The organism is Pseudomonas sp. P1_C12 (assembly GCF_056406435.1).
The window spans coordinates 67,787-93,723 of the sequence record NZ_JBFUAE010000011.1 but is presented as its reverse complement, the minus strand read 5'-3'; the positions used below and the strand labels follow the sequence as shown (position 1 = coordinate 93,723).

Here is a 25,937-nt window from a genome sequence, read left to right as displayed (position 1 = left end):
TCTGAATTACCCCTCCGGCCTTAACATCAACACCGCCAACGGCGGCAAATTCAGCACCAACGACAACGCCTGCCCATGGCTCGGCGTTTCCTCGGCCAGCGCCCCACCACTATTGCCGTAGTTGGAACCGGCATAAATCGACGAATCGCTATTGAGCACCTCACTCCACTGCCCGGCAAACGGCACCCCGACGCGATAAGCCTCGCGCGGCACCGGGGTGAAGTTGGCCACCACCAGCACAGGCCGGCCGTCCTTGCTCCAGCGCAGCCAGGCATAAACGCTGTTGATCGCGTCATCGCCGATCAGCCACTGGAAACCCTGCGGCACATCGTCCTGCTCGTGCAGCGCCGGCTCTTCGCGGTACAAGCGATTGAGGTCAGACACCAGTTTCTGCACGCCCTTGTGCTCGGAGTATTGCAACAGGTACCAGTCCAGTTGCTGGTCATGGTTCCACTCGCGCCATTGGCCGAACTCGCAGCCCATGAACAACAGCTTCTTGCCCGGATGCGCCCACATGAAGCTCAGGTAGGCCCGCAGGTTGGCGAATTTCTGCCAGCGGTCGCCGGGCATCTTGTCGATCAGCGAGTGTTTGCCATGCACCACTTCATCGTGGGAAATCGGCAGGATGAAGCGCTCGGACCAGGCATACACCAGGCCGAAACTCAGCTCGTTGTGGTGGTGGGCGCGATACACCGGGTCCTGCTGGATGTAATGCAACGAATCGTGCATCCAGCCCATGTTCCATTTATAGGCAAAGCCCAGGCCGCCCTGTTGCGTGCCCTGGCTGACACCCGGCCAGGCGGTGGATTCTTCGGCGATGACCAATGCACCGGGCGCTTCCAGGGCGACCACGTCATTGAGGTGGCGCAGGAAGTCGATGGCTTCGAGGTTCTCCCGCCCGCCATGGCGGTTCGGCACCCATTCGCCAGCCTTGCGCGAATAGTCGCGGTACAGCATCGAGGCCACCGCATCGACCCGCAGGCCGTCGACATGGAAATGCTTGAGCCAGTGCAGCGCCGACGCCAGCATGTAGCCGTGCACTTCGGTGCGCCCCAGGTTGTAGATCAGCGTGTCCCAGTCCTGGTGGAAACCTTCCTGCGGGTTGCCGTACTCGTACAGCGCCGTGCCGTCGAACTGGGCCAGGCCGTGGATATCGGTGGGGAAATGCGCCGGCACCCAATCGAGGATCACCCCGAGCCCGGCCACATGGCAGGCGTTGACGAAGGCGGCGAACTCGTCCGGCGTGCCATACCGCGCACTCGGCGCGAATTGCGACAACAACTGATAGCCCCACGAACCGCCGAACGGGTGCTCCATGATCGGCATCAGTTCGATGTGGGTGAAGCCCAGGTCTTTGACATAGGGAATCAGCCGCTCGGTCAGTTCCGGCCAGGTGTACTGGCGGGCCACTTCGCCCAGGTCGTCCAGCTCGCATTGCCACGAGCCGGCGTGCAATTCGTAGATCGACAAGGGCGCCGTCACCCGGTGGCGGTCGCCCCGGGCCATCATCCAGTCCTGATCCTGCCAGTCGACGTTCAAGGGTGAAGCGACTTTCGAGGCGGTGTCCGGTGGCAGACTGGTGGCCAGTGCCACGGGATCAGCCTTCAACGGCAGTATGCCGTGGGCGCCGAGAATCTCGTATTTGTAGGTGTCCCCGGCCTGCAGGCGCGGGATGAACAACTCCCAGACACCGGTGGGATGACGCAGGCGCATCGGGTGCCGGCGCCCGTCCCAGACGTTGAAATCGCCGACCACCGACACCCGCCGGGCATTCGGTGCCCACACGGCAAAACGCACGCCGTCGACACCGTCCACGGTTTTCAGTTGCGCGCCCAGACATGCACTGAGGTCGCGGTGATTGCCTTCGGCAAACAGGTACAAGTCCATTTCGCCCAGCAACGGGCCAAAGCTGTAAGGATCTTCTACGGTTTGCTCGCCGCCGGCCCAACGGGTGCGCAACAGATACGCTTGCGCATGCTGGAAATGCCCGACGAACAACCCCGGCGTCTCCGTGACTTCAAGGTGACCAAGCTCTTCGCCGGAGTCCCTGGCCAGCACCTGCACACTCAGGGCACCCGGCAGGTAAGCACGGATGAATTGCCCGCCGGCACCGTCACCATGTGGGCCAAGAATGGCAAAAGGATCGATATGCTCGGCGCGCACCAATGCATCGATATCCCGCGTGTTGGGCAGCAGCGCTTCTTTGTGATGACCCTGTTCCTTGTTCGAGACACTCATGACTACTCTCCACCAAGATCGGAAAAGGGTTTAAGCCCACTCAATAATCCATATAAACCGTGCAACGGCACGGGCAACCAGGTGGGGCGATTTTCCGCCTCATAGGCCACTTCATACGCCGCCTTCTCCAGACCGAACAACGCCAGCGCGGCATCCTCGCCTTCTGGATCTTGCCATGCATGGGCAAGACTAGCTGCCGCCAGCCGATAAGCGTCGACAAATGCTTGCCGCGCCTCGCTCAAATAGCGATCGGTGACCCGCAAGCGCGCAGCATCGGCCGCCGCGGTGTTGTCGACGCTCTGCACATTGATCGCCATCGCCGCCGCATAGTCGAAGGAACGCAGCACGCCGCTGACATCCTTGTACGGGCTGTGTTTGCCCCGTCGGTCATGCAATGGCCGGGCCGGTTCGCCTTCGAAGTCGATCAGGTAGGCATCGCCCTTGATCACCAACACCTGCCCCAAATGCAGGTCGCCGTGCACACGAATGCGCAAGCCGCCCGCGGTCTTCTTGCCCAGTGCCTGTACATGGCCGAGGATGGCTTTCCTGTTGTCCAGCAAACGGCTGACCAGGGTCTGGTCCGCCGTATTCAGTTGATTTTTATGCTGCTTGAGCAAGTTCAACGCGTCATCGATTTGCGCCGCGACATCCCTGGCCGAAGCCAGCGCCTCCTTCTGCGTGGTGACCTGGGGCAAGAAGTCCGGATTGGCACTCGGCGCCGCCAGCACCTGATGCATTTCCCCCAGGCGCTGACCGAGCATAGCGGCGAAATCTTTCAGTTCGCCGAGCGCGTTGTAGTGTTGTTCCTGCTCGGACACGGCGTCGGCCAGCTCATCGCGCAGCGCCCGTTCGAGGTTGTTCTGCGTCCACTCCCAGGCGTCGCCCTGGTTACTCAGATAGCCTTGGGCGATCATCAGCAGGTTGTCTTCACCCGCCCCGTCCCGGCGCACCACCGCACCCAGCAATGGCGAAATATTGCTGAACCCGGCTTCGGTCAGGAACGCGCTCATTTCCAGCTCCGGGTGCACACCGCAGGCAACCTTGCGGATCAGCTTCAGCACCAGGCTGTTGCCGATCACCACCGAGCTGTTGGACTGCTCGGCCGACAGGTATCGCACCGGGGACTCGGCATTGAGGCCGAGTTTTTCAAGTTCGGCGGTGGACTCGAAGCGAATGTCGCCATCACTGGATGCCAACACGGTGCCGGCCTGAATGCCCTGTAATACGGCATGCACAAAGGAGTCCAGGCTGAAGGCATCGGTGATCAGGCCGACCTGGCGCCCACGCCGTACCCGCGACAACGCCAACTGCTGGGGCAACGGAGTACCGACCTGATCCTCGGAAATAAAGCCGAATGGCAACTGGTAGCGGCTGCGCTGGCCTCCACTGGTGACATTGATCTCACTGAACAGCACCGGATGCTGCGGATCGCCGAAACGCACGCCATAGGCCAGATCGACCTGTTCAATGGCGGCGTCCTTGCCGGCGAACCAGCGGCGATTCTGCAACCAGCTCGGCAGGATGCTTTGCTCCAGCGTGGTGCGTGACGGCGCTTCGAGCAGCTCTTCCATGCGTTTTTTCAGCACCAGCGTGGTGAAGTCCGGCAGGCTTTGTGCGGGCTCCACGTGCCAGCTCGGCATCTGGTTTTCCGCGGCGAGGCCGAACCAGTAAAAGCCGTAGGGCGCCAGCGTCAGGAGGAAATTCAGCTGGCCAATGGGCGGGAACGCGTTACCCCCGAGCATTTCCACCGGCACCATGCCGACGTAGGCCGACAAATCCAGCTCGGCGGCCTGGGCACTGCGCGACACATTGGCCACGCACAGAATGACTTCGTGCTTGCCATCCACCCCGGTGTATTCACGGGTGTAGGCCAGAATCCGCCGGTTGCTGGGCGACAGCATTTTCAACGTACCGCGCCCGAAGGCCTTGGACTGCTTGCGCACGGCAAGCATGCGCCGGGTCCAGTTCAACAGCGAATGCGGATCGCCGGCCTGGGTTTCGACGTTCACCGACAGGTAGCCATATTGCGGGTCCATGATCGGCGGCAGCACCAGGCTGGCCGGGTCGGCGCGGGAGAAACCGCCATTGCGGTCGATGGACCATTGCATCGGCGTGCGTACGCCGTCGCGGTCACCGAGGTAGATGTTGTCGCCCATGCCGATTTCATCGCCGTAGTACAGGGTCGGCGTGCCGGGCATCGACAGTAGCAGGCTGTTGAGCAGCTCGACCCGACGGCGGTCGCGCTCAACCAAAGGCGCCAGACGGCGGCGAATGCCCAGATTGATCCGTGCGCGGCGGTCGGCAGCGTAGTAATTCCACAGGTAGTCGCGCTCCTTGTCGGTGACCATCTCCAGGGTCAGCTCATCGTGGTTGCGCAGGAAGATTGCCCATTGGCAGTTGGCGGGAATGTCCGGGGTCTGGCGCAGAATGTCGGTAATCGGGAAGCGATCTTCCTGGGCCAGCGCCATGTACATGCGCGGCATCAACGGGAAGTGAAAGGCCATGTGGCATTCGTCGCCGTTCAGGCCTTTTTTATCGGTGTCGCCGAAGTACAGCTGTGTGTCCTCCGGCCATTGATTGGCCTCGGCCAGCAGCATGCGGTCGGGGTAGTTGGCGTCGATTTCGGCGCGGATCTTTTTCAGGACGTCGTGGGTTTCCGGCAGGTTCTCGTTGTTGGTGCCGTCGCGTTCGATCAGGTAGGGAATGGCGTCCAGGCGCAAGCCGTCGATGCCCATGTCGAGCCAGTAACGCATCACCGACAGCACTGCTTTCATCACTTGCGGGTTATCGAAGTTCAGGTCCGGCTGGTGGGAATAGAAACGGTGCCAGAAGTATTGGCCGGCCACCGGGTCCCAGGTCCAGTTGGACTTTTCGGTGTCGAGGAAAATGATGCGGGTGCCGTCGTATTTCTGATCGTCATCGGACCACACGTAGAAGTCCCGGGCAGCCGAACCTTTTTTGGCCTTGCGTGCGCGCTGGAACCACGGGTGCTGGTCGGAGGTGTGGTTGATGACCAGCTCGGTGATCACCCGCAGGCCGCGTTTGTGCGCCTCGGCAATGAAACGCCGGGCATCGGCCATGGTGCCGTAGTCACTGTGTACGCCGCGATACTCGGCGATGTCATAACCGTCGTCGCGCCGTGGCGAGGGATAGAACGGCAACAACCAGATGGTGTTGACCCCAAGGTCGGCGATGTAGTCGAGCTTGGCGATGAGGCCGGGAAAATCGCCGATCCCGTCGTTGTTGGAGTCGAAATACGATTTGACATGAACTTGATAGATCACCGCGTCCTTGTACCAGAGCGGGTCCTTGATGAACGTGGCTGCCTTGGGTTTCTTCGCCATGTGAAACTCCTGGAACTCATTAAGGCCGCTCTCAAAACGCCCCCTGTAGGAGCTGCCGAAGGCTGCGATCTTTTKATCTTCGCTGTAAAGCAAAAGATCGCAGCCTTCGGCAGCTCCTACAGGGTGGTTTGCGGCGCATTCAAGCAGTGGTAATCCTCCAAATCCCGAACGGCTGATACGCCGGATCGATCCGCATCAATTGCTGCTTGCCGTACCAGGTCCAGCGATGGCCATTCATCAGGTCTTCGCCGTGAGTGCTGGCGTCATCGGGCAGGCCCATTTCCCACAAGGGCAACTCAAAGCTCGCTTCCTGCACGTTGTGCGGATCGAGGTTGACCGCCACCAGAATGAAATTGCTGCCGTCAAAGCTGCGTTTGCCGAAGTACAGGATATTGTCGTTCCACGCGTTGTAGACCTTCAGCCCCAGATGCGTGTGCAGCGCCGGGTTCTGTCGGCGAATGCGGTTGAGCTGGGCGATCTCGGCAATGATGTTGCCCGGCGCGTTGAAGTTCCTGGGGCGGATCTCGTACTTCTCGGAGTCAAGGTACTCCTCCTTGCCCGGCACCGGCGCCGACTCGCACAACTCGAAACCCGAATACATGCCCCACAAGCCTGAGCCCATGGTCGCCAACACGGCACGGATGAGGAACCCGGGACGCCCGGATTCGTGGAGGAACGCCGGGTTGATGTCCGGTGTATTGACGAAAAAATTCGGCCGGTAGCATTCGCGCCATGGCGATTCGTTGAGTTCCGTGAAGTAGCTCGCCAGTTCGGCCTTGGTGTTGCGCCAGGTGAAATAGGTGTAGCTCTGGGAATAACCGACCTTGCCCAGGCGCGCCATCATTGCCGGGGTGGTGAAGGCTTCGGCGAGGAAGATCACCTCGGGGTACAACGCCCGTACATCGGCGATCAGCCATTGCCAGAACGGCAAAGGCTTGGTGTGCGGGTTATCGACGCGGAAGATCTTCACACCCTCCTCGACCCAGCCCACCACGACGTCGCGCAGTTCCAGCCACAGGCTCGGAATCGCCTCGGGGGCATAGAAGTCGACGTTGACGATGTCCTGGTATTTCTTCGGTGGGTTCTCGGCATATTTGATCGTGCCGTCCGGCCGCCAGTTGAACCAGCCGGGGTGTTGCTTGAGCCAAGGGTGGTCCTGGGAACACTGGATGGCAAAGTCGAGGGCGATTTCCAGACCATGGGCCGCGGCGGCCGCCACCAGTCGCCGGAAGTCTTCGCGGGTACCCAACTGCGAGTGAATCGTCTCGTGGCCGCCCTCCTCGCTACCAATCGCATAGGGACTGCCCGGATCATCGGGGCCCGCCGTCAGGGAGTTGTTCGGGCCTTTGCGGTAGCTGCGCCCGATCGGGTGGATCGGCGGGAAATACAGCACATCGAAGCCCATGTCCTGAATCATCGCCAGCCGTGAATGCACGTCATTGAAGGTGCCATGACGCGCCGGACTGTCGGTGATCGAACGCGGGAACAATTCATACCAACTGGCGAACTGCGCCAGTTCGCGCTCCACATCCAGCGGGTACTCCGGGCTCAGGCTCAGGTAAGCACGATGATCGACGCGGGCCATGAGGTCGGCACTACGCTGGTGCAAAAACAGCGCGACCTGCTCGGCTTCGAGCAGTCCTGACAGTTCATGGTGCAAGGCCGCCAGTTGCTCGCTGAGTTGCCCTTCGCTGCGTTCGGCGGCTTGTTGTACATGAATCCGCCCTTCCTGCAATTCCAGGCTGACGGGCACCGCCGCCGCATGCTTCTTTTCCAGCTCATAGCAAAAACTGGCGAACTGATCGATCCAGGCTTCGATACAGAACAGATAACGGCCCTGGCTGTGGACCCGGAACTGCCCTTGCCAACCATTGTTGCCCAGATCGTTCATGACCGCGCTTTGCCAGACGTCCTCGTCCTCGGCCCGCCAGCGCACGCGAACCCCCAGCTTGTCATGCCCGTCGGCGAAGACCTTGGCCGTCACCACCACATCCTGCCCCTCCACGGCCTTGACCGCGAACTGCCCGCCTTCAAGGGTCGGCATGATGTTTTCCATGACGATACGCGGCAGCAACAACGCCTGCGACAGCGGCATGTGCGGGTTGTAGCTCAACTCAGTCGGTTTTTCAGCCGTCATCGAGCCTCTCTCCTGACGCCCCATGGACGCGCTTGTGTCTGGTCGCCATCCCGCTGGACTGTCCGCCCCGGAATGCACTCACTTAGGTTCCGAGCGACAGTCGCCGGGAAAGTTTCATCAACAATTTGCGCAATCAAGTCCTTCGCGCTGCGACCCACCCACTAGTCCACCAACTAAAGCACGACTCACGCCATGTGCCACCTGAGGTTTGAACAATGAACAATCCACTCCTGGCACGATCCCACCGCCAAGGGAAGAACCGCCAACGACGATGCCGCCGGTGATTGTGGATCCGTAATGAAAACAGTTGATCGCTCCTGCGTCGAAAGCAGGGAATATCATAAAAAATGAATGACTCTTCCCAAGAACGCGTAGTACCGATCCTGAAGCGCCAATTCTGCCCGCCCGACACTTTACGAAACGCACATCCCACGCCTTATATGGCCGTCACTCTGTCAGCCTTGAGCGTGGCCAGCCATGAAAACGTTTTTTTCCAGCGTCAGCGAATTCACAGACAACGCTAGCGCACAGCACCACGCGCTCAACCGTGAACGACCAACCGACGGCTGGCCTCCCTTTGAAAATATTCAACTACGAATTTCTTTGCTTCGAAGCCGAACGCAACCCCTCAGAACCATCAACCAGAAGCTCGATCATCAGGGATCTGGAGAATCATCTGCTGCACGGTGATATTGACTACAGCCAGCACGAACTCTCGCAAACCCCGAGCAATGAGCAGGAATCAGGTTGTGAAAAAACCTCCGCTGACAGGGTGAGTCCCTGACAGGCAGGCACGGTGGATGGACGCCGGCACTTGAAAGCCACCGACAGTGGTTCGGTGATTTGACTGAGCTAGCACAGTAGCTGCCGCCACTGTTTGGGTCAGACCCTTGGGCCCAGCTGCGGCGGGTGCTTCAAGTTGTCGCAGGCCGTGCGCCCAGCGCCATCTGATCTGCTTTTTAATGCAATACCTGAGTCTGTTATGCAAACAGATCGCCGCTCATAGTGCTCATGCCTGATGGAGGCTGATGAGCGAAAGACCATGAGCGAGAGAATCCCCGTCCGAACCGTAGAAACATTCGAGCCTTCGCGTCCAAAGATGAAGGCCAAATCCAGCGACAACCACATCCACACCCGCAGCTTCACCGGGTTGTTCCGCAACCTGCGCATCAGCGGTGCGGGTTTTCTGTTTTTGCTGTTTTTCGGCACCGTGTGGTTGAACTGGGGTGGCCGCCAGGCGGTGCTCTGGGATCTTTCCGAAAGCAAATTCCATATCTTCGGTGCGACCTTCTGGCCGCAGGACTTCATCCTGCTGTCGGCGCTGTTGATCATTGCCGCCTTCGGCCTGTTTGCGATCACCGTGTTCGCGGGACGGGTCTGGTGCGGCTACACCTGCCCGCAAAGTTCGTGGACCTGGATCTTCATGTGGTGCGAGAAGATCACCGAGGGCGAGCGCAACCAGCGGATCAAGTTGCAAGCCGCGCCGTGGGGCCTGAACAAGCTGATGCGTCGCGCGGCCAAGCACACCTTGTGGCTGGCCATCAGCCTGCTGACCGGCCTGACGTTCGTCGGCTATTTCACGCCGATCCGGCCGTTGGCCGAAGAGCTGCTGACCTTCCAGATGAGCGGCGTCAGCCTGTTCTGGGTGCTGTTTTTTACCGGCGCCACCTACATCAATGCCGGTTGGCTGCGTGAAGCGGTGTGCATGCACATGTGCCCCTATGCGCGGTTCCAGAGCGTGATGTTCGACAAGGACACCCTGACCATTTCCTACGACGTGGCCCGAGGCGAAAACCGTGGCCCGCGCAAACGCGAGGTCAAACCCGCCGAGGTCGGCCTGGGCGATTGCATCGATTGCCAGCTCTGCGTGCAGGTCTGCCCGACCGGCATCGACATTCGCGATGGCTTGCAGATGGAATGCATCGGTTGCGCCGCCTGCATCGACGCCTGCGATTCGATCATGGACAAGATGGGCTACGCCCCAGGATTGATCAGCTATACATCCGAACATCAGTTGCAGGGTGGCAAGACGCACCTGTTGCGTCCGCGCCTGATCGGCTACACCGCCGTGCTGCTGGTGATGATTGCCGCCCTGGTGGTGGCGCTGGTGGAACGGCCGATGGTGTCGCTCGACGTCAGCAAGGACCGGGGCCTGTTCCGCGAGAACAGCCAGGGGCAGATCGAAAACATCTACAGTCTGAAGGTAATCAACAAAACCCAGCAGCGTCAGGACTATCAATTGCGCCTGGTCGATGCCGATGATTTCGAGTTGCGGGGCAAGACCGGGTTGAGCCTGGCGCCGGGCGAGATTGTCGATGTGCCGGTGTCGGTGGCGATGCTCTCGCAGCGTCCGGCCAGCAGCTCACAGAGCATCGGCTTCAAGGTGGTCGACAACGATGAGCCCGACGTCTACAGCGTGGCGAAGAGCCGGTTTGTGGCGCCGATGAATCGCTGAACCTTTAAGATGTTGACCTTCAAAGATCGCAGCCTTCGGCAGCTCCTGCGCACGCAAGCCGATCCATTGTAGGAGCTGCCGAAGGCTGCGATCTTGGCGGTACGACCGTCCCCTTTCTCCAAATGACACCCAACCGGGCTTTTGATGAAACGCTACGAAAAATTCGCCGACGACATCGCAGAACTGATCCGCTCCGGCGTCCTCGGCCCGGGCCAGCGTGTGCCCTCGGTGCGCTATGCCAGCCAGACCTACGGGGTCAGCCCGTCGACGGTGTTCCAGGCCTACTACCTGCTGGAACGTCGCGGGCTGATCCGCGCTCGCCCGCGTTCCGGTTACTTCGTCAACGCTCATGCAACCCGGCCGTTTTCCGAACCGGTGATCAGCAATCAGGTCAACGAATCCACGGAAGTCGACGTCAGCGAACTGGTGTTCTCGGTGCTCGACTCGATCAAGGACCCGAACACTGTGCCCTTCGGCTCGGCGTTCCCCAGCCCGACGCTGTTTCCCCTGCAACGCTTGTCACGCTCCCTGGCCAGCGCCAGCCGCGAGATGGACCCGCGCATGGTGGTCACCGACATGTCGCCGGGCAACCCGCAGCTGCGCCGGCAAATCGCCCTGCGCTACATGGTCGGCGGGCTGATGCTGCCCATGGAAGAATTGCTGATCACCAACGGCGCGCTGGAAGCCCTCAACCTGTGCCTGCAAGCGGTGACCCAACCCGGCGATCTGGTGGCCATCGAAGCCCCGGCGTTCTACGCCTGCCTGCAAGTGCTCGAACGCCTGAAGCTCAAAGCCGTGGAAATCCCCGTGCACCCGCGCGACGGCATCGACCTCGGTGTGCTCGAGCAAACCCTGGAGCGCCATCCGATCAAGGCCTGCTGGTGCATGACCAGCTTCCAGAACCCCATGGGCGCGACTGTGCCCGAGGCAAAGAAGCAGCAGCTTGTGGAATTGTTGCGCCGCCACCAGGTGCCGCTGATCGAAGACGATGTCTACGCCGAACTGTATTACGGCCAACAAGCACCGAAACCGGCCAAGGCCTTTGATACCGAAGGCCTGGTGATGCACTGCGGCTCGTTCGCCAAGAGCCTGGCCCCCGGCTACCGCATCGGCTGGGTCGCCGCCGGGCGCTATGCGCAGAAAATCGAACGACTGAAACTCATGACCTCTCTGTGCGCATCAATGCCAGCGCAGGCGGCTATCGCCGATTACCTGCAGCACGGCGGCTACGACCGGCACCTGCGTAAATTGCGCCACGCGCTGGAAGACCAGCAAAGCGCCATGCTCGCCGCCATCGCCCGCTATTTCCCCGCGCAAACGCGGGTCAGCCAACCGGCAGGCGGGTACTTTTTGTGGCTGGAATTACCGGAGCAGATGGATTCGTTGAAGTTGTTTCAGATGGCGTTGGCACAGGGGATCAGCATTGCACCGGGGCCGATCTTTTCGCCGGCGCAGCGGTTCAGGAATTGTATTCGGTTGAATTATGGCAGCCCGTGGGACGAGGCTGCGGAGAAGGCGATGGAGACGTTGGGGCGGATTGTGCGGTCGTTCTGATGGTTGGATGTCGCCTGCTCTATCGCCTTCGCGAGCAGGCTCGCTCCCACAAGGGTTTATCCGTGTACACAATATCTGTGAACACTGGAATTCCACTGTGGGAGCGAGCCTGCTCGCGATGAGGCCTTATTCAACAACACAAAACTGAAGCGTTAACGCCCACCACCAAGATCAACAAAAGTCCCCGTCGCATAAGAAGCCTTGTCCGACAGCAACCAGACAATCGCCTCCGCCACCTCATCCGGACGCCCGCCCCGGGCCATCGGAATCGCCGATTCCAGTTTGCTGACCCGGTCCGGATCGCCGCTCAGGGCATGGAAATCGGTGTAGATGAAGCCAGGCCGCACGGCATTGACCCGAATCCCCTCGCCCGCCACTTCCTTGGACAGACCGATGGTGAAGGTGTCCAGCGCACCTTTGGAGGCGGCGTAGTCGACGTACTCGTTGGGCGATCCCAGGCGCGAGGCGACCGACGAAACGTTGACGATGCTCCCGCCCTGCCCGCCGTGCCTGGGCGACATGCGCAGGATCGCGTGCTTGGCGCAGAGGATCGGCGCCAAGACGTTGGTTTTCATGATTTTGAGAATGCGGAACTCGGACATCTCGTCGACCCGGGACTTTTGCCCGACGGTGCCGGCGTTGTTCACCAGCGCGGTGACCCGGCCCAGTTCGCTGTCTACCCGATTGAACAGCGCGATGACTTCGTCTTCGATGCTGACGTCGGCCCGCACCGCAATGGCTTGTGCACCGAGGGTGCGGACTTGCTCGAGCACGCCGAGTGCAGCCTGTTCGTCGGCCTGGTAGTTGATGCAGATCCGATAGCCCTGCGCGGCGGCCAACAGCGCGGTGGCGGCACCAATGCCGCGGCTGCCGCCGGTGATGACGATGACTTTGTCCATGCGAGCTTTCCCCCAATCAAAGCTTAAGCGGTCGGGGGCTAGAATAACCGCCATTGACGGTTTTTGCATGGCTTCACGTCAGCTGTCATGTCATCGACATTTCGCGCTCTGAACTGGCTTTCAACTGCTCGAACAATTGCTCCCCGCGATGGATTTCCACCATGAAGCCTGCGGCCGGCAACGGATGCCCCAGCAGGTACCCCTGCAACGAATCGCAACCGAGTTGAGTCAGGAAGTCCTGCTGCACACCCGTCTCCACACCTTCGGCGACGATGCGCAACCCCAGCGCCTGGCCGAGGGCGACGATGGCCGAAACGATGGCGGCGTCATCGCTGTCGTGCTCCAGGTCGCGGACAAAACCGCGGTCGATCTTCAGTTCGTTGGCCGGCAGGCGCTTGAGGTACATCAAGCTCGAATAGCCGGTACCAAAATCGTCGATGGACAGGTCGACGCCCATTTCCGACAGTTCCTGAAGCACCGTCATGCTCGCATCGGCATCGCTCATGGCGGTGGTTTCGGTGATTTCCAGGGTCAGGCTGTTGGCCGGCAGATGGTGTGTCGCCAGCGCTTTGGCGACGCTCTGGACCAGCCCGGAATGACAGAACTGGATGGCCGAAAGGTTCACCGCGATGCGCCAATCGGTGTAGCCCGACACGTACCACTCGCGCATCTGCCGGCAGGCTTCGTTGAGTACCCACTCGCCAATCGGGATGATCAGGCCGGTTTTTTCCGCCATTTCGATGAATTTGTCCGGCAACAGCATCCCTTGCGTCGGGTGCTCCCAGCGCAACAACGCCTCGGCGCCCACCGGACGGCCATTGGCGGCGTCGAACTTGGGCTGGTAATACAGGCTGAATTCCTGTTGTTCCACGGCATTGCGCAAGTCCTGCAGCAATTGCAGCTGTTTGCGGGCGTTGCTGTTCATCGAGGCATCGAAAAAACTGTAGCCGTTTTTACCCGCGCCCTTGGCGTGATACATCGCCGCGTCGGCGTTCATCAGCAACTCCTGGGCGGACTGCCCATTACCCGGGTAGAGCGCAATGCCGACGCTGGCGGAAATGTGCAAATCATGTTCGGCAACCCGGAACGCCCGCGCGATCAACCCGACCTGACGGGCCGCCAGGCTCAAGGCGTCGTTCTGTTCGCTCAATTGCACCAGCAACACGAACTCGTCGCCGCCGATGCGCGCCAAGGTGTCCTGGCTACGCAAGTCTTCGCGCAGGCGCAAGGCCACTTCGCGCAACAGCAAATCACCCATATGGTGACCAAAGGCATCGTTGACCGGTTTGAAGCCGTCCAGATCGATGAACATCAGGGCAAAGCAGCCACCCTCTTCCCGGACCCACGACATGGCCTGATCGATACGATCAGCGAGCAACATCCGGTTCGGCAACCCGGTGAGGGTGTCATGCAGGGCCAGTTGGGTCAGTTCACGGTTGGCCTCGGTCAGCGACTCGGCCAGGCTCGCGGTGCGGGCCTCCAGGCGCGCATCGAGGATCGAGGTCAGCAAAGCGATGCTCAGCACCGCCAGCGTGGTGACCAGTACCAGGTTGTCCAGGCCCTTGCCGCTCAGGCCATTGACCGCCGCCCCGCAAAAGCTGCCATCGGCAAAGCGTGCGGCGGCCATGCCGGTGTAGTGCATGCCGACGATGGCGATACCCATGATCACGGCGGCACCACCACGGATCAGACGGACATAAGGCGTGTGCTGGCGCAGGCGGAAAGCAATCCACAATGCCGCGCCCGAAGCACCGACAGCGATCATCAGCGAGGTGCCGAACAGCGTCGGGTCGTAGTCGATGCCCGGTTGCATGCGCATGGCGGCCATGCCGGTGTAGTGCATCGCGCTGATGCCGGCGCCCATGACCAACGCGCCAAAGGCCAGTTGCCAGGCCGGCAATTGCGGCTGGCTGACCAGCCACAGCGCAAAACCGCTGGAGAGCACGCCAATCAGCAGCGACAACAGGGTGATGGTGCCGTCGTACCCCAGGTCGATCGGCAACTTGAACGCGAGCATGCCGATAAAGTGCATCGACCAGATGCCGATGCCCATGGCAATGGCCCCGCCCGCGGTCCACAAATGCACGGCGCGGCCTTTGGCAGTGGCAATGCGTCCGGTCAGGTCGAGTGCGGTGTATGAGGCGAGAATCGCGACACAGAGCGAAATGATGACCAGGGTGGGGGAATAGCTACCGATGAGCATGGGGACTTCTCGCGCATGCCCCCGTCAATGGTATTGATTCTCGCTGGGGGGCAAATGCGGCGATTGTACTGATTCCAAATGAGAACGCACTCACAAAATGAGCAAAGGGCCATCAGTCCGATGAAACGCTTGTTTTAAGGTTTTACATTAACTCGCATCGGGCGCAAAAATCTGTAGAAGCTGCGGTGCGGCGATCCGACTTGCCAGCGAAGAGGCCATCAGGTCCAGCATTGTTGTCGCCTGACACACGGCTTTCGCTGGCAAGTCGGATCGCCGCACCGCAGCTCCTCCAGGGATTGCAGCGTTCGACCGTTATTGGCTATCGCTCACCTGAAGCTGTCCATCCCAGCCACCTCCCAACGCGGCAATCAACTGCACGCTGGCTATCAAGCGGCTTTGCAGCAGGTCCAGGTTACTGCGCTCATTGCTCAGCGCCGCCGCCTGGGTCACCACCACATCGATGTAGGCAATCAAACCGGCCTTGTACTGGTTCTGGGTCAAGCGTAGCGATTCACGAGCGGCGTCCAGTGCCTGTTGGCGCACGACGGCTTCGTCCTGAAGCACCTTGAGTTGCACCAGGAAGTTTTCCACTTCGCGGAAACCGTCGAGCACGGTCTGGCGATACTTGGCCACCGTTTCGTCATAGGCCGCTTCACTGCGGTCGACTTCCGCCGAACGTTGGCCGCCGTCGAACAGGGTCATGGCCAATTGCGGCCCGACCGACCAGAAGCGGTTCGGCAGGCTGATCCAGTTGGAATAGGTGCTGCTGCTGTAACCGCCGTTCATGTTCAGCGTCAGGTCGGGGTAATAGGCAGCCTTGGCCACGCCGATGTTGGCGTTGGCGGCCATCACCGAACGCTCGGCGGCAGCAATGTCCGGGCGCCGCTCCAGTAACTGCGAAGGCAGCGCCGACGGTACTTGCGGCAACGGCGGAATGTCCTGGCTTTCCGCCAGGCTGAACTGCGCCGGTGGCAAGCCGATCAGCACGGCAATGGCGTTCTCGAACTGGGCGCGTTGCCAGATCAGGTCGATCATATCGGCTTCGGTGCCCTTGAGCTGCGTCTGAGCCTGGGCCACGGCGTCCTTGCCGGATACGCCTGCGCGGTACTGGTTCTCGGTCATTTTCAGCGAACGCTGATAAGCCTCAACCGTGTCCTGGAGCAAGCGCTTCTGACCATCGATCACGCGCAATTGCAGGTAATTCTGCACCAGCTCCGACTGTTGACTCAGGCGCATCGCGGCCAAATCGGCAAAGCTGGCCTGGGCATTCGCGGTGTCGGCTTCCAGGCCCCGGCGCAGCTTGCCCCAGACATCCGCTTCCCAACTGACGCCCGCCTGGGCCGAGTACGTGTCGCGAATACCGCTGGACGAACTGCTCAGGCTGGAGTTGCTGCTGCCGGTGCCCTGGCTTGAGCGGTTCTTGCTGACGTTCAGGTCGACCGTCGGGAAAAACGCCCCGCGTGCGCTGCGCACCAACGCCTGGGCCTGCCGGTACTGGGCTTCGGACTGGGCGACGGTCTGGTTGGAGCTGTTGAGCTTTTCGACCAGGTCGTTGAGCTGCCGGTCACCATACAACTCCCACCACGCACCACGCGCCAAGGCATCGCTCGGATTGGCCTGACGCCAGCCCTCTGCGGCCTTGTACTGCGCCGGCTCCGCGGTTTGCGGGCGCTGGTAATCCGGGCCGACGGCGCAGGCACTGAGCATCGCCACGCACAGTGACAGGCTCAACACACGCGAGCCTCGGGCTGTGATCAGCGGTGCAGCCAGGTTGAAAAGCGAACGTTCAGTCATAGCGGAGTTTCCAGAGCAGCATCGGTACGCACCCCACGCCATTTATTGAAGCGATGGCGCAGTTTGTCGAGATAGAGGTAAACCACCGGGGTGGTGTAAAGCGTCAGCACCTGGCTGAAGATCAGCCCGCCGATGATGGTCAGGCCCAGTGGCTGGCGCATTTCCGCCCCTTCGGCACGGCTCAGCAGCAACGGCAAGGCACCGAGGATCGCCGCCAGGGTGGTCATCAGAATAGGTCGCAAACGTTGCAGGCAGGCACTGCGAATCGATTCCAGCGGTGCCATGCCCTGGTGTCGTTCCAGTTGCAACGCCAGGTCGATCATCAGAATGGCGTTTTTCTTCACCACGCCGATCAGCAGAAACAGCCCCAGCAACGAAATCAGGCTGAACTCGCCGCCCAACGCATAGATCGACAGCAACGCGCCAACCCCGGCCGACGGCAGCGTGGACAGGATGGTCAGCGGATGAATGTAGCTTTCGTACAACACGCCGAGCACCAGATACACCGCCACCAGCGCGCCGAGAATCATGAACGGCTGGCTTTTTTGCGTGGCGGCAAAGGCGTCGGCGGTGCCGGCCATTTTCACGATCACGTCTTCCGGCAGGCCGACCTTGGCAATCGCCCGCTCGATGGCGGCACTGCCCTGCTCCACGGTCACGCCTTCGGCCATGTCGAAGGCAATGCTTTCCGAAGCGAACTGGCCTTCGTGGCTGACCCGGTCGTTTTCCAGGCTGTTTTCGTAATGGGCAATGGTCGACAGCGGGATCCGCGCGCCGTCAGCGGTGATCACCTGGACCTGCTTGAGAGTGATCGGGTCCTGGGCGTATTTCGGATTGACCTCCATCACCACCTGATACTGGTTGAGGCTGTCGTAGATGGTCGAAATCTGTCGCTGACTGTAGGCGTTGTTCAGCACCGCCGTGACCATATCCATGTCGACACCCAGGCGCTTGGCCTGGTCGCGGTCGACGATCAGCGTCACCTGCCGGGCGCCCCGGCCTTCCCGCGCATCGATCGCCGTCAGTTCCGGCAAGGCCCGGAGCGCAGTGACGACTTTCGGATACCACTCGCGCAACGCCCCCAGATCCCCGCTTTGCAAGATGTACGAGTATTGCGAACTGGTCTGTTCGCGGCCGCCACCGAATTGCAGGTCCTGGTCGGCCATGAGCATCAGTTGTGCGCCGGGGACCTTGGGCATTTCCTTGCGCAGGCGTTCGATGACTTTCTGTGCGGAAATGTTGCGTTCCTTGATCGGCTTCAGGCGCACCAGCATGAAGGCGTTGTTGGTGCCGTTGGAACCGCCAATGAACCCGGCGACGCTTTCTACGGCCTCGTCCTTCAACACCGCCCGGCGGAAAATCTCCATCTTCGGCTGCATCACACTGAACGAGAGGCCGTCGTCGCCGCGCACGAAACCGATCAGCTGGCCGGTATCCTGCTGCGGCATAAATGTTTTAGGAACAACCACATACAACGCGATGTTCACACCAATTGTCACGAATAGACTGAGCAACGTCAGGCGCTTGTGGCGCAGCACCCAGTCGAGGCTGGTCGCGTATTTGCCGACCATCCAGTCGTTGGCCCGTCGGCTCCAGCGTTGCAGGCGGTTCTCCTGCCCCGGCGTATGCGGCTTGAGCCATCGGGCGCAGAGCATCGGGGTCAGGGTCAACGACACCAGCAGCGAGACCACGATGGCCGCCGCCAGGGTGATGGCGAATTCGCGGAACAGGCTCTCGATGATCCCGCCCATGAACAGGATCGACAGGAACACCGCCACCAGCGACACGTTCATCGACAACAAGGTGAAGCCGACTTCCTGGGCACCGAGGTACGCGGCCCGCATCGGCCGCACGCCTTCGTCGATGTGCCGGGAAATGTTCTCCAGCACCACGATGGCATCGTCCACCACCAGCCCGGTGGCCAGGATCAGCGCCATCAGCGACAGGTTGTTCAGCGAAAAACCGTAGAGGTACATCACGGCAAAGGTGCCGACCAGCGACACCGGCACCGCCAGCGTCGGAATCAGCGAGGCGCGGAAGTTACCGAGGAACAGGAACACCACCAGAATCACCAGCGCCACGGCGATCAACAGGGTCATTTCCGCTTCGTGCAGCGTCGCCTTGATGACGGGCGAGCGGTCCATGGCCAGGTTCAGCTTGACGCTGGCCGGCAACACCGCCTGCAATGCCGGCAGTTGCGCCTTGATCTCGTTAACCGTCTCGATGATGTTGGCGCCGGCCTGCCGGTTGATCACCAGCAGCACCGCCGCGTCGTTGTTGAAGAAACCGCTGTTGTAGCGGTCCTCGACGCCATCGCTGACTTTCGCCACATCCTTCAGGCGCAGGGCCGCGCCGCCGTTGTAGTGGATGATCAGCGACTCGTAGTCCTTGGCCTTTTCCAACTGGTCGTTGGCCTGGACCTGCCACAGCCGTTGATCGTCTTCCACCGAGCCCTTGGGCCGGCGCACGTTGGCATTGGCGATGGTGTTGCGCACATCGTCCAGGGCCACGCCGTACTGGTTGAGCGACTGCGGTTCGAGCTCGATACGTACCGCCGGCAGGGAACTGCCGCCGATCTGCACCTCGCCGACGCCCTGCACCTGGGACAGGCTCTGGGACAGGATCGTCGAGGCCAGGTCATAGAGCTGGCCTTTTTCCAGCACATCCGAGGTCAGCGACAGCACCATGATCGGTGCCTGGGACGGGTTGACCTTCTTGTAGGTCGGCATGCTGCGCATCCCGCTCGGCAGCAGGTTGCGCGAGGCATTGATGGCCGCCTGCACTTCCCGCGCCGCGCCGTTGATGTCGCGGTCGAGGTCGAATTGCAGAATCACCCGGGTCGATCCCTGGCTGGACCGGCTGCTCATGGTGTTGACCCCGGCAATGGCGCCGAAAGAGCGTTCCAGCGGCGTGGCCACGGTCGATGCCATCACCTCGGGGCTGGCCCCGGGCAGACTGGCCTGGACCACGATCACCGGAAAGTCCATTTGCGGCAGCGGCGACACGGGCAGCAAACCGAAGCTCACGCCACCCAGCAGCATGATCGCCAGGCTCAGCAACATGGTCGCGACCGGGCGCTTGATGAAAGGTCCCGAAAGGTTCATGGCTGCTCTACCGCTTCCACGGACTCAGGCTTGCGACCCCAGCGCCGACCGAGACGGTCGAAGTACAGGTAGATCACCGGTGTGGTGAACAGGGTCAGAACCTGGCTCAGCAGCAATCCGCCAACCATCACCAGACCCAGCGGCTGACGCAGTTCCGCGCCGGAACCGGTGGCCAGCATCAACGGCACGGCACCGAACAAAGCGGCCAGGGTGGTCATCAGGATCGGCCGGAAACGCAGCAACGCCGCCTGATAGATCGCCGTTTGCGGGTCCATGCCCTGATTGCGTTCGGCGTCGAGGGCGAAGTCGATCATCATGATTGCGTTCTTTTTCACGATGCCGATCAGCAGAATGATGCCGATGATCGCGATCATGCCCAGGTCATTGCCACTCAGGATCAACGCCAGCAACGCACCCACCGCCGCCGACGGCAAGGTCGAAAGAATGGTGATCGGGTGGATGTAGCTCTCGTAGAGCACGCCCAGCACGATGTACATGGTCACCACCGCCGCCAGAATCAGCAGCAAAGTGCTCGACAACGAAGCCTGGAAAGCCTCCGCCGCGCCCTGGAACTGGGTCTGCACGCCAATCGGCATGCCAATGTCCTTCTGCACCTGCTCGATGATCTCTACCGCATGCCCCAGCGCCACGCCGGGCGCCAGGTTGAAGGACATCATCACCGCCGGGAACTGGCCGATATGGGTGATCGCCAGTTGCGCCTGGCGCTCCTCGATATGCGCCAGGCTGGACAGGCGGACCTGACCGCCATCGGTGGTCTTGACGTGAATCTGGTTCAACGCATCCGGGCCGATCTTCTCGCCGGCCTGCGATTGCAGCACCACGCGGTACTGACTGGCCTGGGTGTAGATCGTGGAAATCTGCCGCTGACCAAAGGCGTCATACAGCGCATCGGTGATGTTCGACACCGACACCCCGACCCGCGACGCCGCATCGCGGTCGATCACCAGGTAGACCTGCAAGCCCTTGTCCTGCAAATCGCTGGCGACGTCGGTCAACTCCGGCCGGTCGGCCAAGGCCTCCACCAGACGCCCGCTCCACAGGCTCAGCAACTCCGAATCCGGCGACGACATGCTGAACTGGTACTGCGTGCGGCTGACCCGGTCTTCGATGGTCAGGTCCTGCACCGGCTGCATGAACAGGCGGATGCCGACCAGTTTGTCCAGCTCCGGTTGCAGGCGGGCAATCACTTGCGTGGCGCTCAGGTCGCGGTTGTGGTGCGACTTGAGGTTGATCAGCAACCGACCGCTGTTGAGGGTCGAGTTGTCACCATCCACGCCAATGTAGGAGGACAGACTCTCGACCGCCGGGTCGGCCAGGATCACCTTGGCCAGTTCCTGCTGGCGCTCGCTCATCGCCGCGAAGGAAATCGATTGCGGCGCTTCGGATATGCCCTGGATGACGCCGGTGTCCTGCACCGGGAAGAAACCCTTGGGCACCACCATGTACAGGAAAACCGTCAGTGCCAAAGTGCCAATCGCCACCATCAAGGTCAGCGGCTGGTGCTTGAGCACCCACTGCAACTTGCGTCCGTAAGCGGCGATCATCCAGTCGATGAACGCACCGCTGGCACGGTAGAAACGGCCCTGCTCTGCTTCCTTGGGTTCGCGCTTGAGCAACCGCGCGCACATCATCGGCGTCAGGGTCAGGGAAACCACCAGGGAAATCAGGATCGCCACCGCCAGGGTGATGGCGAACTCGCGGAATAGCCGCCCGACCACATCCGCCATGAACAGCAGCGGGATCAGCACGGCGATCAGCGACAACGTCAGGGAGATCAGGGTGAAACCGATCTGTTTGGCGCCCTTGAGCGCCGCGTTCAGCGGGCTGTCGCCCTCCTCGATGAAGCGCGCAATGTTCTCCAGCATGACGATCGCATCGTCCACCACGAAACCGGTGGCGATGGTCAGGGCCATCAGGGTCAGGTTGTTGACCGAGAACCCGGCCAGGTACATCACGCCGAACGTACCGATCAACGACAGCGGCACGGCCACCGACGGAATGATCGTGGCGCTGGCGCGACGCAGGAACAGAAAGGTCACCATGACCACCAGGGCGATGGCGATCAGCAATTCGTGCTGCACGTCCTTGACCGAGGCGCGGATGGTCTGGGTGCGGTCGGTCAGCACCACCACGTCGAGGCCGGCCGGCAGGTTGTCGGTGATGCTCGGCAACAGGGCCTTGATCCGGTCCACCACCTCGATGACGTTGGCGCCGGGCTGACGCTGGATGTTCAGCAGCACGGCCTGGTTCTCGTTGGCCCAAGCGGCCAGACGCTCGTTCTCGGCGCCGTCGACGATTTCCGCCACGTCCTTGAGTCGCAACGGTGCGCCGTTGGCGTAGGCCAGAATCAGATTGGCGTAGTCCTTGGGCGACGTCAGTTGATCGTTGGCATCGAGCATCGAGACCCGGGTCGGGCCGTCGAAGTTACCCTTGGGCTGGTTGACGTTGGAGGCGCCGATCAGGGTGCGCACATCCGACAGGTTCAGGCCGTTGGCCGCCAGGGCCTCGGGGTTGACCTTGATCCGCACGGCCTGGCGCTGGCCACCGGCAATGCTGACCATGCCGACGCCGCTGATCTGGGCAATCTTCTGTGCCATGCGCGTATCGACCAGATCGTTGAGCTTGGGCAACAGCATGGTCTTGGATGTGATGGCCAGAGTCAGCACCGGCGTGTCGGCCGGGTTGACCTTGTTGTACACCGGCGGTGCCGGCAGGTCCTTGGGCAGCAAGTTGGTCGCGGCGTTGATCGCCGCCTGAACTTGTTGCTCGGCCACGTCCATGTTGATGTCGAGGCTGAACCGCAGGGTCAGCACCGACGCCCCGCCGGAACTGGTGGAGGCCATTTGCGTCAGGCCGGGCATCTGCCCGAACTGCCGCTCAAGTGGCGCAGTCACTGCGCTGGTCATGACATCCGGGCTGGCGCCGGGATACAGGGTCATGACGCGAATGGTCGGGTAATCGACCTGGGGCAGCGCCGACACCGGCAGCAGCCGATAGGCGATGACGCCGGCCAGGATAATGGCCAGCATGCTCAGCGTGGTGGCTACCGGGCGTAGGATGAACAGCCGCGAGAGATTCATGCGCCGTCCTTTTTCGCCTTGTCAGTGGTCGCAGGCTCAGCCGCGTCGGCCGCCGACTTGCCTTGCAGGTGTTCGGTTGGCGTGGTCGGCACGTCCTGGCGGTCGTTGACCACCTCCACGTCGCTGCCGTCCTTCAGGCGGTCAGTGCCTTCCAATACGACCCGATCGCCCGCCGACAGGCCTTCGGTGACCACAGTGTTCAGGCCGTCACTGGCGCCGACTTTCAACTGACGGATCTTGACCTTCTTGTAACCGTCCAGGACATAGGCGAACGTGCCGTTGGTGCCGAACTGGATCGCGGCGGAAGGCGCCAGTACGACGTCCTTGAGGGTGTCGGCCAGCAGGCGCACATTGACGAACTGATTGGGGAACAGCGACTGATCGCGGTTCTCGTAACGGGCCTTGAATTTCAGGGTGCCGGTGGTGACGTCGATCTGGTTGTCCAGGCTCTGCAGCACGCCCGTGGCTTGCAGTTTGGTATCACCGCGGTTCCAGGCTTCAGCCGGCAGTTTGGCGCCGCTGCGATAACGGGCGAGCACGGTGTCGAGGCTGTTTTCCGGCAGGGTGAAGGCCACGCTGATCGGTTGGGTCTGGGTGATGATCGCCAATGCAGTGGTGTCGTTGGCCGCGACCAGGTTACCGACGTCCAGTTGACGCAGGCCGACGCGACCAGTGATCGGTGCGCGGATCCGGGTGAATTCGAGGTTGAGCTTGGCGTCGTTGACCGCCGCCTGATTGGTCTTGACGGTGCCCTGGAACTGACCGACCAGCGCTTCGGCGGTGTCCAGGGTCTGCTTGGCAATACTGTCTTCGCGGTACAGGCCGCGATAACGCTCGACATCGACCTGGGCGTTTTTCAGCTGCGCCTGATTCTGCAGCAAGGTGCCTTCGGCCTGGAGCAAGGCGTTCTGGTACGGGCGCGGATCGATTTCGGCCAGCAGGTCGCCGGCCTTGACCATCTGCCCTTCTTCGAAATAGATCTTGACCAGCTCACCGCCGACGCGGCTGCGGACATTGATGGTGTTCAGCGCCGTGACCGTGCCCAGCGCCTTGAAGTACAGAGGGAAATCACCAGTGACTGCCGGCGCCACTCGCACCGGTACCGGCCCGGACGCCCCGCCGAATCCAGGTCGCATTCCGCCTGACCTGCCGGTATGCCCCGCGACGGCTTTCTGCCCCGCAGCCTCTTTGGTTGCAGCGCTGCCGGGCCAGAATTTCCAGCACAGGGCGGCGATGACCAACAGGACAAGCAGGCCGAACAGCCAGCGACGAGGACTATGGGAAGCGGAGGATTGCATTGAGTGATCAACCATTGGGCGCGTGGGCTTTTTTACATGAGGCTGAACGATAAGCACTGGCGGGTTTTAAGCAAAGCGCCTTTACCGGCAATTTACCTTTGGCTTACGTAACAGGAGTTTTGTGTAAGACACTGAAGCACAAATGAAAACGGCCTGGACAGAGGGGGGCGATCTTAATTGATTTCCACGCCGCGCCGGGCCTGCTGTTGTGCAGGGCAAGGCACGAGAAGCGCGGTTTGGTCATTCCAAATAAGCTTCGAGCAACGCAGCCCTGCACAACAGCAGGCCCGGCCCTTCGGGTTGTGCCTTAAAACGGGCCAGGCTGCGTTGCAGGCCTTGGAAAGGGAACAACCATTCCCAGCGGCCTGCGCCTTGCCTGGCCCGTTTTAAGGCGACAACGCGGCGGGGAAATCAATTAAGATCGCCCCCCCCTAGGCCGTTAATAAGTGTAAAGCTACGCTTATTTCAGAACAGCAAGTGCCGCTTCGTAGTTCGGCTCGTCAGCGATTTCGCCAACCAGTTCGCTGTGCAGCACGTTGTCGTTTTCGTCCAGAACCACAACGGCACGAGCGGTCAGGCCTTTGAGCGGGCCGTCGGCGATGGCCACGCCGTAGTTCTGGATGAACTCGGCACCGCGCAGGGTCGACAGGTTCTGTACGTTTTCCAGGCCTTCGGCGCCGCAGAAGCGGGCTTGGGCGAACGGCAGGTCAGCGGAGATGCACAGTACGACAGTGTTGGCCACGTCGCTGGCCTTGGCGTTGAACTGGCGCACGGAAGTGGCGCACGTCGGGGTATCAATGCTTGGGAAGATGTTCAGTACTTTGCGCTTGCCGGCAAAGTCTTTCAGGGTGACGTCGGACAGATTGCCGGCAACCAGGGAAAAGGCTGGCGCCTTGGAACCGGCTTGTGGCAGTTGGCCGTTGACTTGAACCGGGTTGCCTTTAAGAGTGACTTGAGCCATGAACGGAGTCCTTCTGAACGTTGTGGTGGAGAATTTTGACGAGGCCGAAGTTAACCACGAAATTGTCCTACGACCTATGGTCAAACATAAATTGTCATGTATCAGCGTACAAAACTGGATACAAACCTTACCCCCGTGGGAGCGAGCCTGCTCGCGATAGCGCTATGTCATTCAACATCGCTGGTGACTGATCTGACGCCATCGCGAGCAGGCTCGCTCCCACAAGATCACGGCGCTACTTAAGCAATTGCAGCATGTTCCGATGTCGCGCCTCGAAAATCCGCCGCATATAGGAATTCACAAGCAGCGCTTCCACCAGCGCACCGCCAATCGCCGAATACGTCACCCGGTCGGTGTATAGCGTACCGCCCTCTCCCGCCTCGACCCGATGTTCATGACGAAAGGCACGCATCGGTCCCTTGAGCATCTCGTCGATGAAATACATTTCACCGACTTCACGGATCACTACCGTCCAGCTCGACGGAATCACATTGAACATCCAGTGGCGAAAGCGGAATTGCCGCCCGGCTTCAATCCGCAGGTCATTCAGATTGATATCGCCTAGCGGGGTAATGCGCTCAGGGAAAATCTTCGGAAAGTTGACCCCTTCCAGGCAGAAGTCGAGGACCTGTCCGGGCGTGCGGCCGGGGATGAGTGTAGTGAGTTCCAGAATTGCCATACGGGACACATTCCTTTGATCGTTGGACAGGCTCGCCAGAAATACGGTGTAGCGAAATGGCGGTCGAAAAGAAACCTGCCAAAGTGTCTTCTACAACAATTTTGTCGAGGGGCTGTCGATTTGCACTACAGCCATTCGACCATTTAGCGAGTCACTCAATAACAACGGAG

Annotated in this window: 14 protein-coding genes; 3 read left to right on the top strand and 11 right to left on the bottom strand. The window is 61.0% G+C overall.

The window, feature by feature from the left end:
- Window positions 1-6: 6 nt before the first annotated feature.
- The 3 genes from glgB to AC1D19_RS19280 all read right to left on the bottom strand — a co-directional run bounded on the left by glgB (window position 7) and on the right by AC1D19_RS19280 (window position 7,719).
- Window positions 7-2,238, bottom strand: coding sequence for a 1,4-alpha-glucan branching protein GlgB (glgB, locus tag AC1D19_RS19290; protein WP_477764163.1), 2,232 nt, complete (start codon window positions 2,236-2,238; stop codon window positions 7-9).
- Window positions 2,239-2,240: 2 nt separating this feature from the next.
- Window positions 2,241-5,582, bottom strand: coding sequence for a maltose alpha-D-glucosyltransferase (gene treS / locus AC1D19_RS19285; protein ID WP_477764162.1), 3,342 nt, complete (start codon window positions 5,580-5,582; stop codon window positions 2,241-2,243).
- Between the two features lie 139 nt (window positions 5,583-5,721).
- The gene (locus tag AC1D19_RS19280; RefSeq protein ID WP_477764161.1) at window positions 5,722-7,719 is read right to left on the bottom strand and encodes an alpha-1,4-glucan--maltose-1-phosphate maltosyltransferase; all 1,998 of its coding nucleotides are present in this window, start codon (window positions 7,717-7,719) and stop codon (window positions 5,722-5,724) included.
- Window positions 7,720-8,266: 547 nt separating this feature from the next.
- Between AC1D19_RS19280 and AC1D19_RS19275 the strand changes: the two genes are divergently transcribed.
- The 3 genes from AC1D19_RS19275 (at window position 8,267) to mapR (ending at window position 11,728) form a co-directional block, all read left to right on the top strand.
- On the top strand, window positions 8,267-8,503 hold the full coding sequence (locus AC1D19_RS19275) for a hypothetical protein (protein WP_477764160.1): 237 nt from the start codon (window positions 8,267-8,269) through the stop codon (window positions 8,501-8,503).
- A gap of 258 nt (window positions 8,504-8,761) precedes the next feature.
- A complete protein-coding gene (gene ccoG, locus AC1D19_RS19270) occupies window positions 8,762-10,174 on the top strand; it encodes a cytochrome c oxidase accessory protein CcoG (protein WP_477764159.1) in 1,413 nt (470 codons plus the stop codon).
- Window positions 10,175-10,318: 144 nt separating this feature from the next.
- On the top strand, window positions 10,319-11,728 hold the full coding sequence (mapR, locus tag AC1D19_RS19265; RefSeq protein ID WP_477764158.1) for a GntR family transcriptional regulator MpaR: 1,410 nt from the start codon (window positions 10,319-10,321) through the stop codon (window positions 11,726-11,728).
- 152 nt (window positions 11,729-11,880) lie between these two features.
- On the opposite strand, the gene AC1D19_RS19260 is transcribed toward mapR, so the two are convergent.
- The 8 genes from AC1D19_RS19260 to AC1D19_RS19225 form a co-directional block, all read right to left on the bottom strand.
- Entirely contained in the window at window positions 11,881-12,627 is a 747-nt protein-coding gene (locus AC1D19_RS19260; protein ID WP_477764157.1) for an SDR family oxidoreductase, read from the bottom strand.
- Window positions 12,628-12,712: 85 nt separating this feature from the next.
- Window positions 12,713-14,830 (bottom strand): putative bifunctional diguanylate cyclase/phosphodiesterase, encoded by a 2,118-nt coding sequence (locus AC1D19_RS19255; protein ID WP_477764156.1) that lies wholly within the window; start codon window positions 14,828-14,830, stop codon window positions 12,713-12,715.
- Between the two features lie 312 nt (window positions 14,831-15,142).
- Complete coding sequence (locus AC1D19_RS19250; RefSeq protein WP_477764155.1) at window positions 15,143-16,624, bottom strand: efflux transporter outer membrane subunit; 1,482 nt, start codon at window positions 16,622-16,624, stop codon at window positions 15,143-15,145.
- Window positions 16,621-19,728, bottom strand: coding sequence for an efflux RND transporter permease subunit (locus AC1D19_RS19245; RefSeq protein ID WP_477764154.1), 3,108 nt, complete (start codon window positions 19,726-19,728; stop codon window positions 16,621-16,623). Before AC1D19_RS19245 ends, AC1D19_RS19250 begins: the two co-directional genes overlap by 4 nt.
- Window positions 19,725-22,829, bottom strand: a complete 3,105-nt coding sequence (locus AC1D19_RS19240; RefSeq protein WP_477764153.1) for an MdtB/MuxB family multidrug efflux RND transporter permease subunit — start codon at window positions 22,827-22,829, stop codon at window positions 19,725-19,727. The genes AC1D19_RS19245 and AC1D19_RS19240 overlap by 4 nt, the downstream gene beginning before the upstream one ends.
- Window positions 22,826-24,142, bottom strand: a complete 1,317-nt coding sequence (locus tag AC1D19_RS19235; protein WP_477764152.1) for an MdtA/MuxA family multidrug efflux RND transporter periplasmic adaptor subunit — start codon at window positions 24,140-24,142, stop codon at window positions 22,826-22,828. Before AC1D19_RS19235 ends, AC1D19_RS19240 begins: the two co-directional genes overlap by 4 nt.
- Before the next feature lie 445 nt (window positions 24,143-24,587).
- Complete coding sequence (gene tpx / locus AC1D19_RS19230) at window positions 24,588-25,088, bottom strand: thiol peroxidase (protein WP_477754059.1); 501 nt, start codon at window positions 25,086-25,088, stop codon at window positions 24,588-24,590.
- Window positions 25,089-25,323: 235 nt separating this feature from the next.
- Window positions 25,324-25,767 carry an SRPBCC family protein gene (locus AC1D19_RS19225; RefSeq protein ID WP_477764151.1) on the bottom strand — a complete coding sequence of 148 codons (444 nt, stop codon included), beginning with the start codon at window positions 25,765-25,767 and terminating at the stop codon, window positions 25,324-25,326.
- Window positions 25,768-25,937 lie beyond the last annotated feature (170 nt).

Excerpts from the sequence above, each read along its gene's own strand:
- glgB (WP_477764163.1), bottom strand. The coding sequence starts at position 2,238 with ATGAGTGTCTCGAACAAGGAACAGGGTCATCACAAAGAAGCGCTGCTG.
- treS (WP_477764162.1), bottom strand. The coding sequence starts at position 5,582 with ATGGCGAAGAAACCCAAGGCAGCCACGTTCATCAAGGACCCGCTCTGG.
- AC1D19_RS19280 (WP_477764161.1), bottom strand. The coding sequence starts at position 7,719 with ATGACGGCTGAAAAACCGACTGAGTTGAGCTACAACCCGCACATGCCG.
- ccoG (WP_477764159.1), top strand. The coding sequence starts at position 8,762 with ATGAGCGAGAGAATCCCCGTCCGAACCGTAGAAACATTCGAGCCTTCG.
- mapR (WP_477764158.1), top strand. The coding sequence starts at position 10,319 with ATGAAACGCTACGAAAAATTCGCCGACGACATCGCAGAACTGATCCGC.
- AC1D19_RS19260 (WP_477764157.1), bottom strand. The coding sequence starts at position 12,627 with ATGGACAAAGTCATCGTCATCACCGGCGGCAGCCGCGGCATTGGTGCC.
- AC1D19_RS19255 (WP_477764156.1), bottom strand. The coding sequence starts at position 14,830 with ATGCTCATCGGTAGCTATTCCCCCACCCTGGTCATCATTTCGCTCTGT.
- AC1D19_RS19250 (WP_477764155.1), bottom strand. The coding sequence starts at position 16,624 with ATGACTGAACGTTCGCTTTTCAACCTGGCTGCACCGCTGATCACAGCC.
- AC1D19_RS19245 (WP_477764154.1), bottom strand. The coding sequence starts at position 19,728 with ATGAACCTTTCGGGACCTTTCATCAAGCGCCCGGTCGCGACCATGTTG.
- AC1D19_RS19240 (WP_477764153.1), bottom strand. The coding sequence starts at position 22,829 with ATGAATCTCTCGCGGCTGTTCATCCTACGCCCGGTAGCCACCACGCTG.
- AC1D19_RS19235 (WP_477764152.1), bottom strand. The coding sequence starts at position 24,142 with ATGGTTGATCACTCAATGCAATCCTCCGCTTCCCATAGTCCTCGTCGC.
- tpx (WP_477754059.1), bottom strand. The coding sequence starts at position 25,088 with ATGGCTCAAGTCACTCTTAAAGGCAACCCGGTTCAAGTCAACGGCCAA.
- AC1D19_RS19225 (WP_477764151.1), bottom strand. The coding sequence starts at position 25,767 with ATGGCAATTCTGGAACTCACTACACTCATCCCCGGCCGCACGCCCGGA.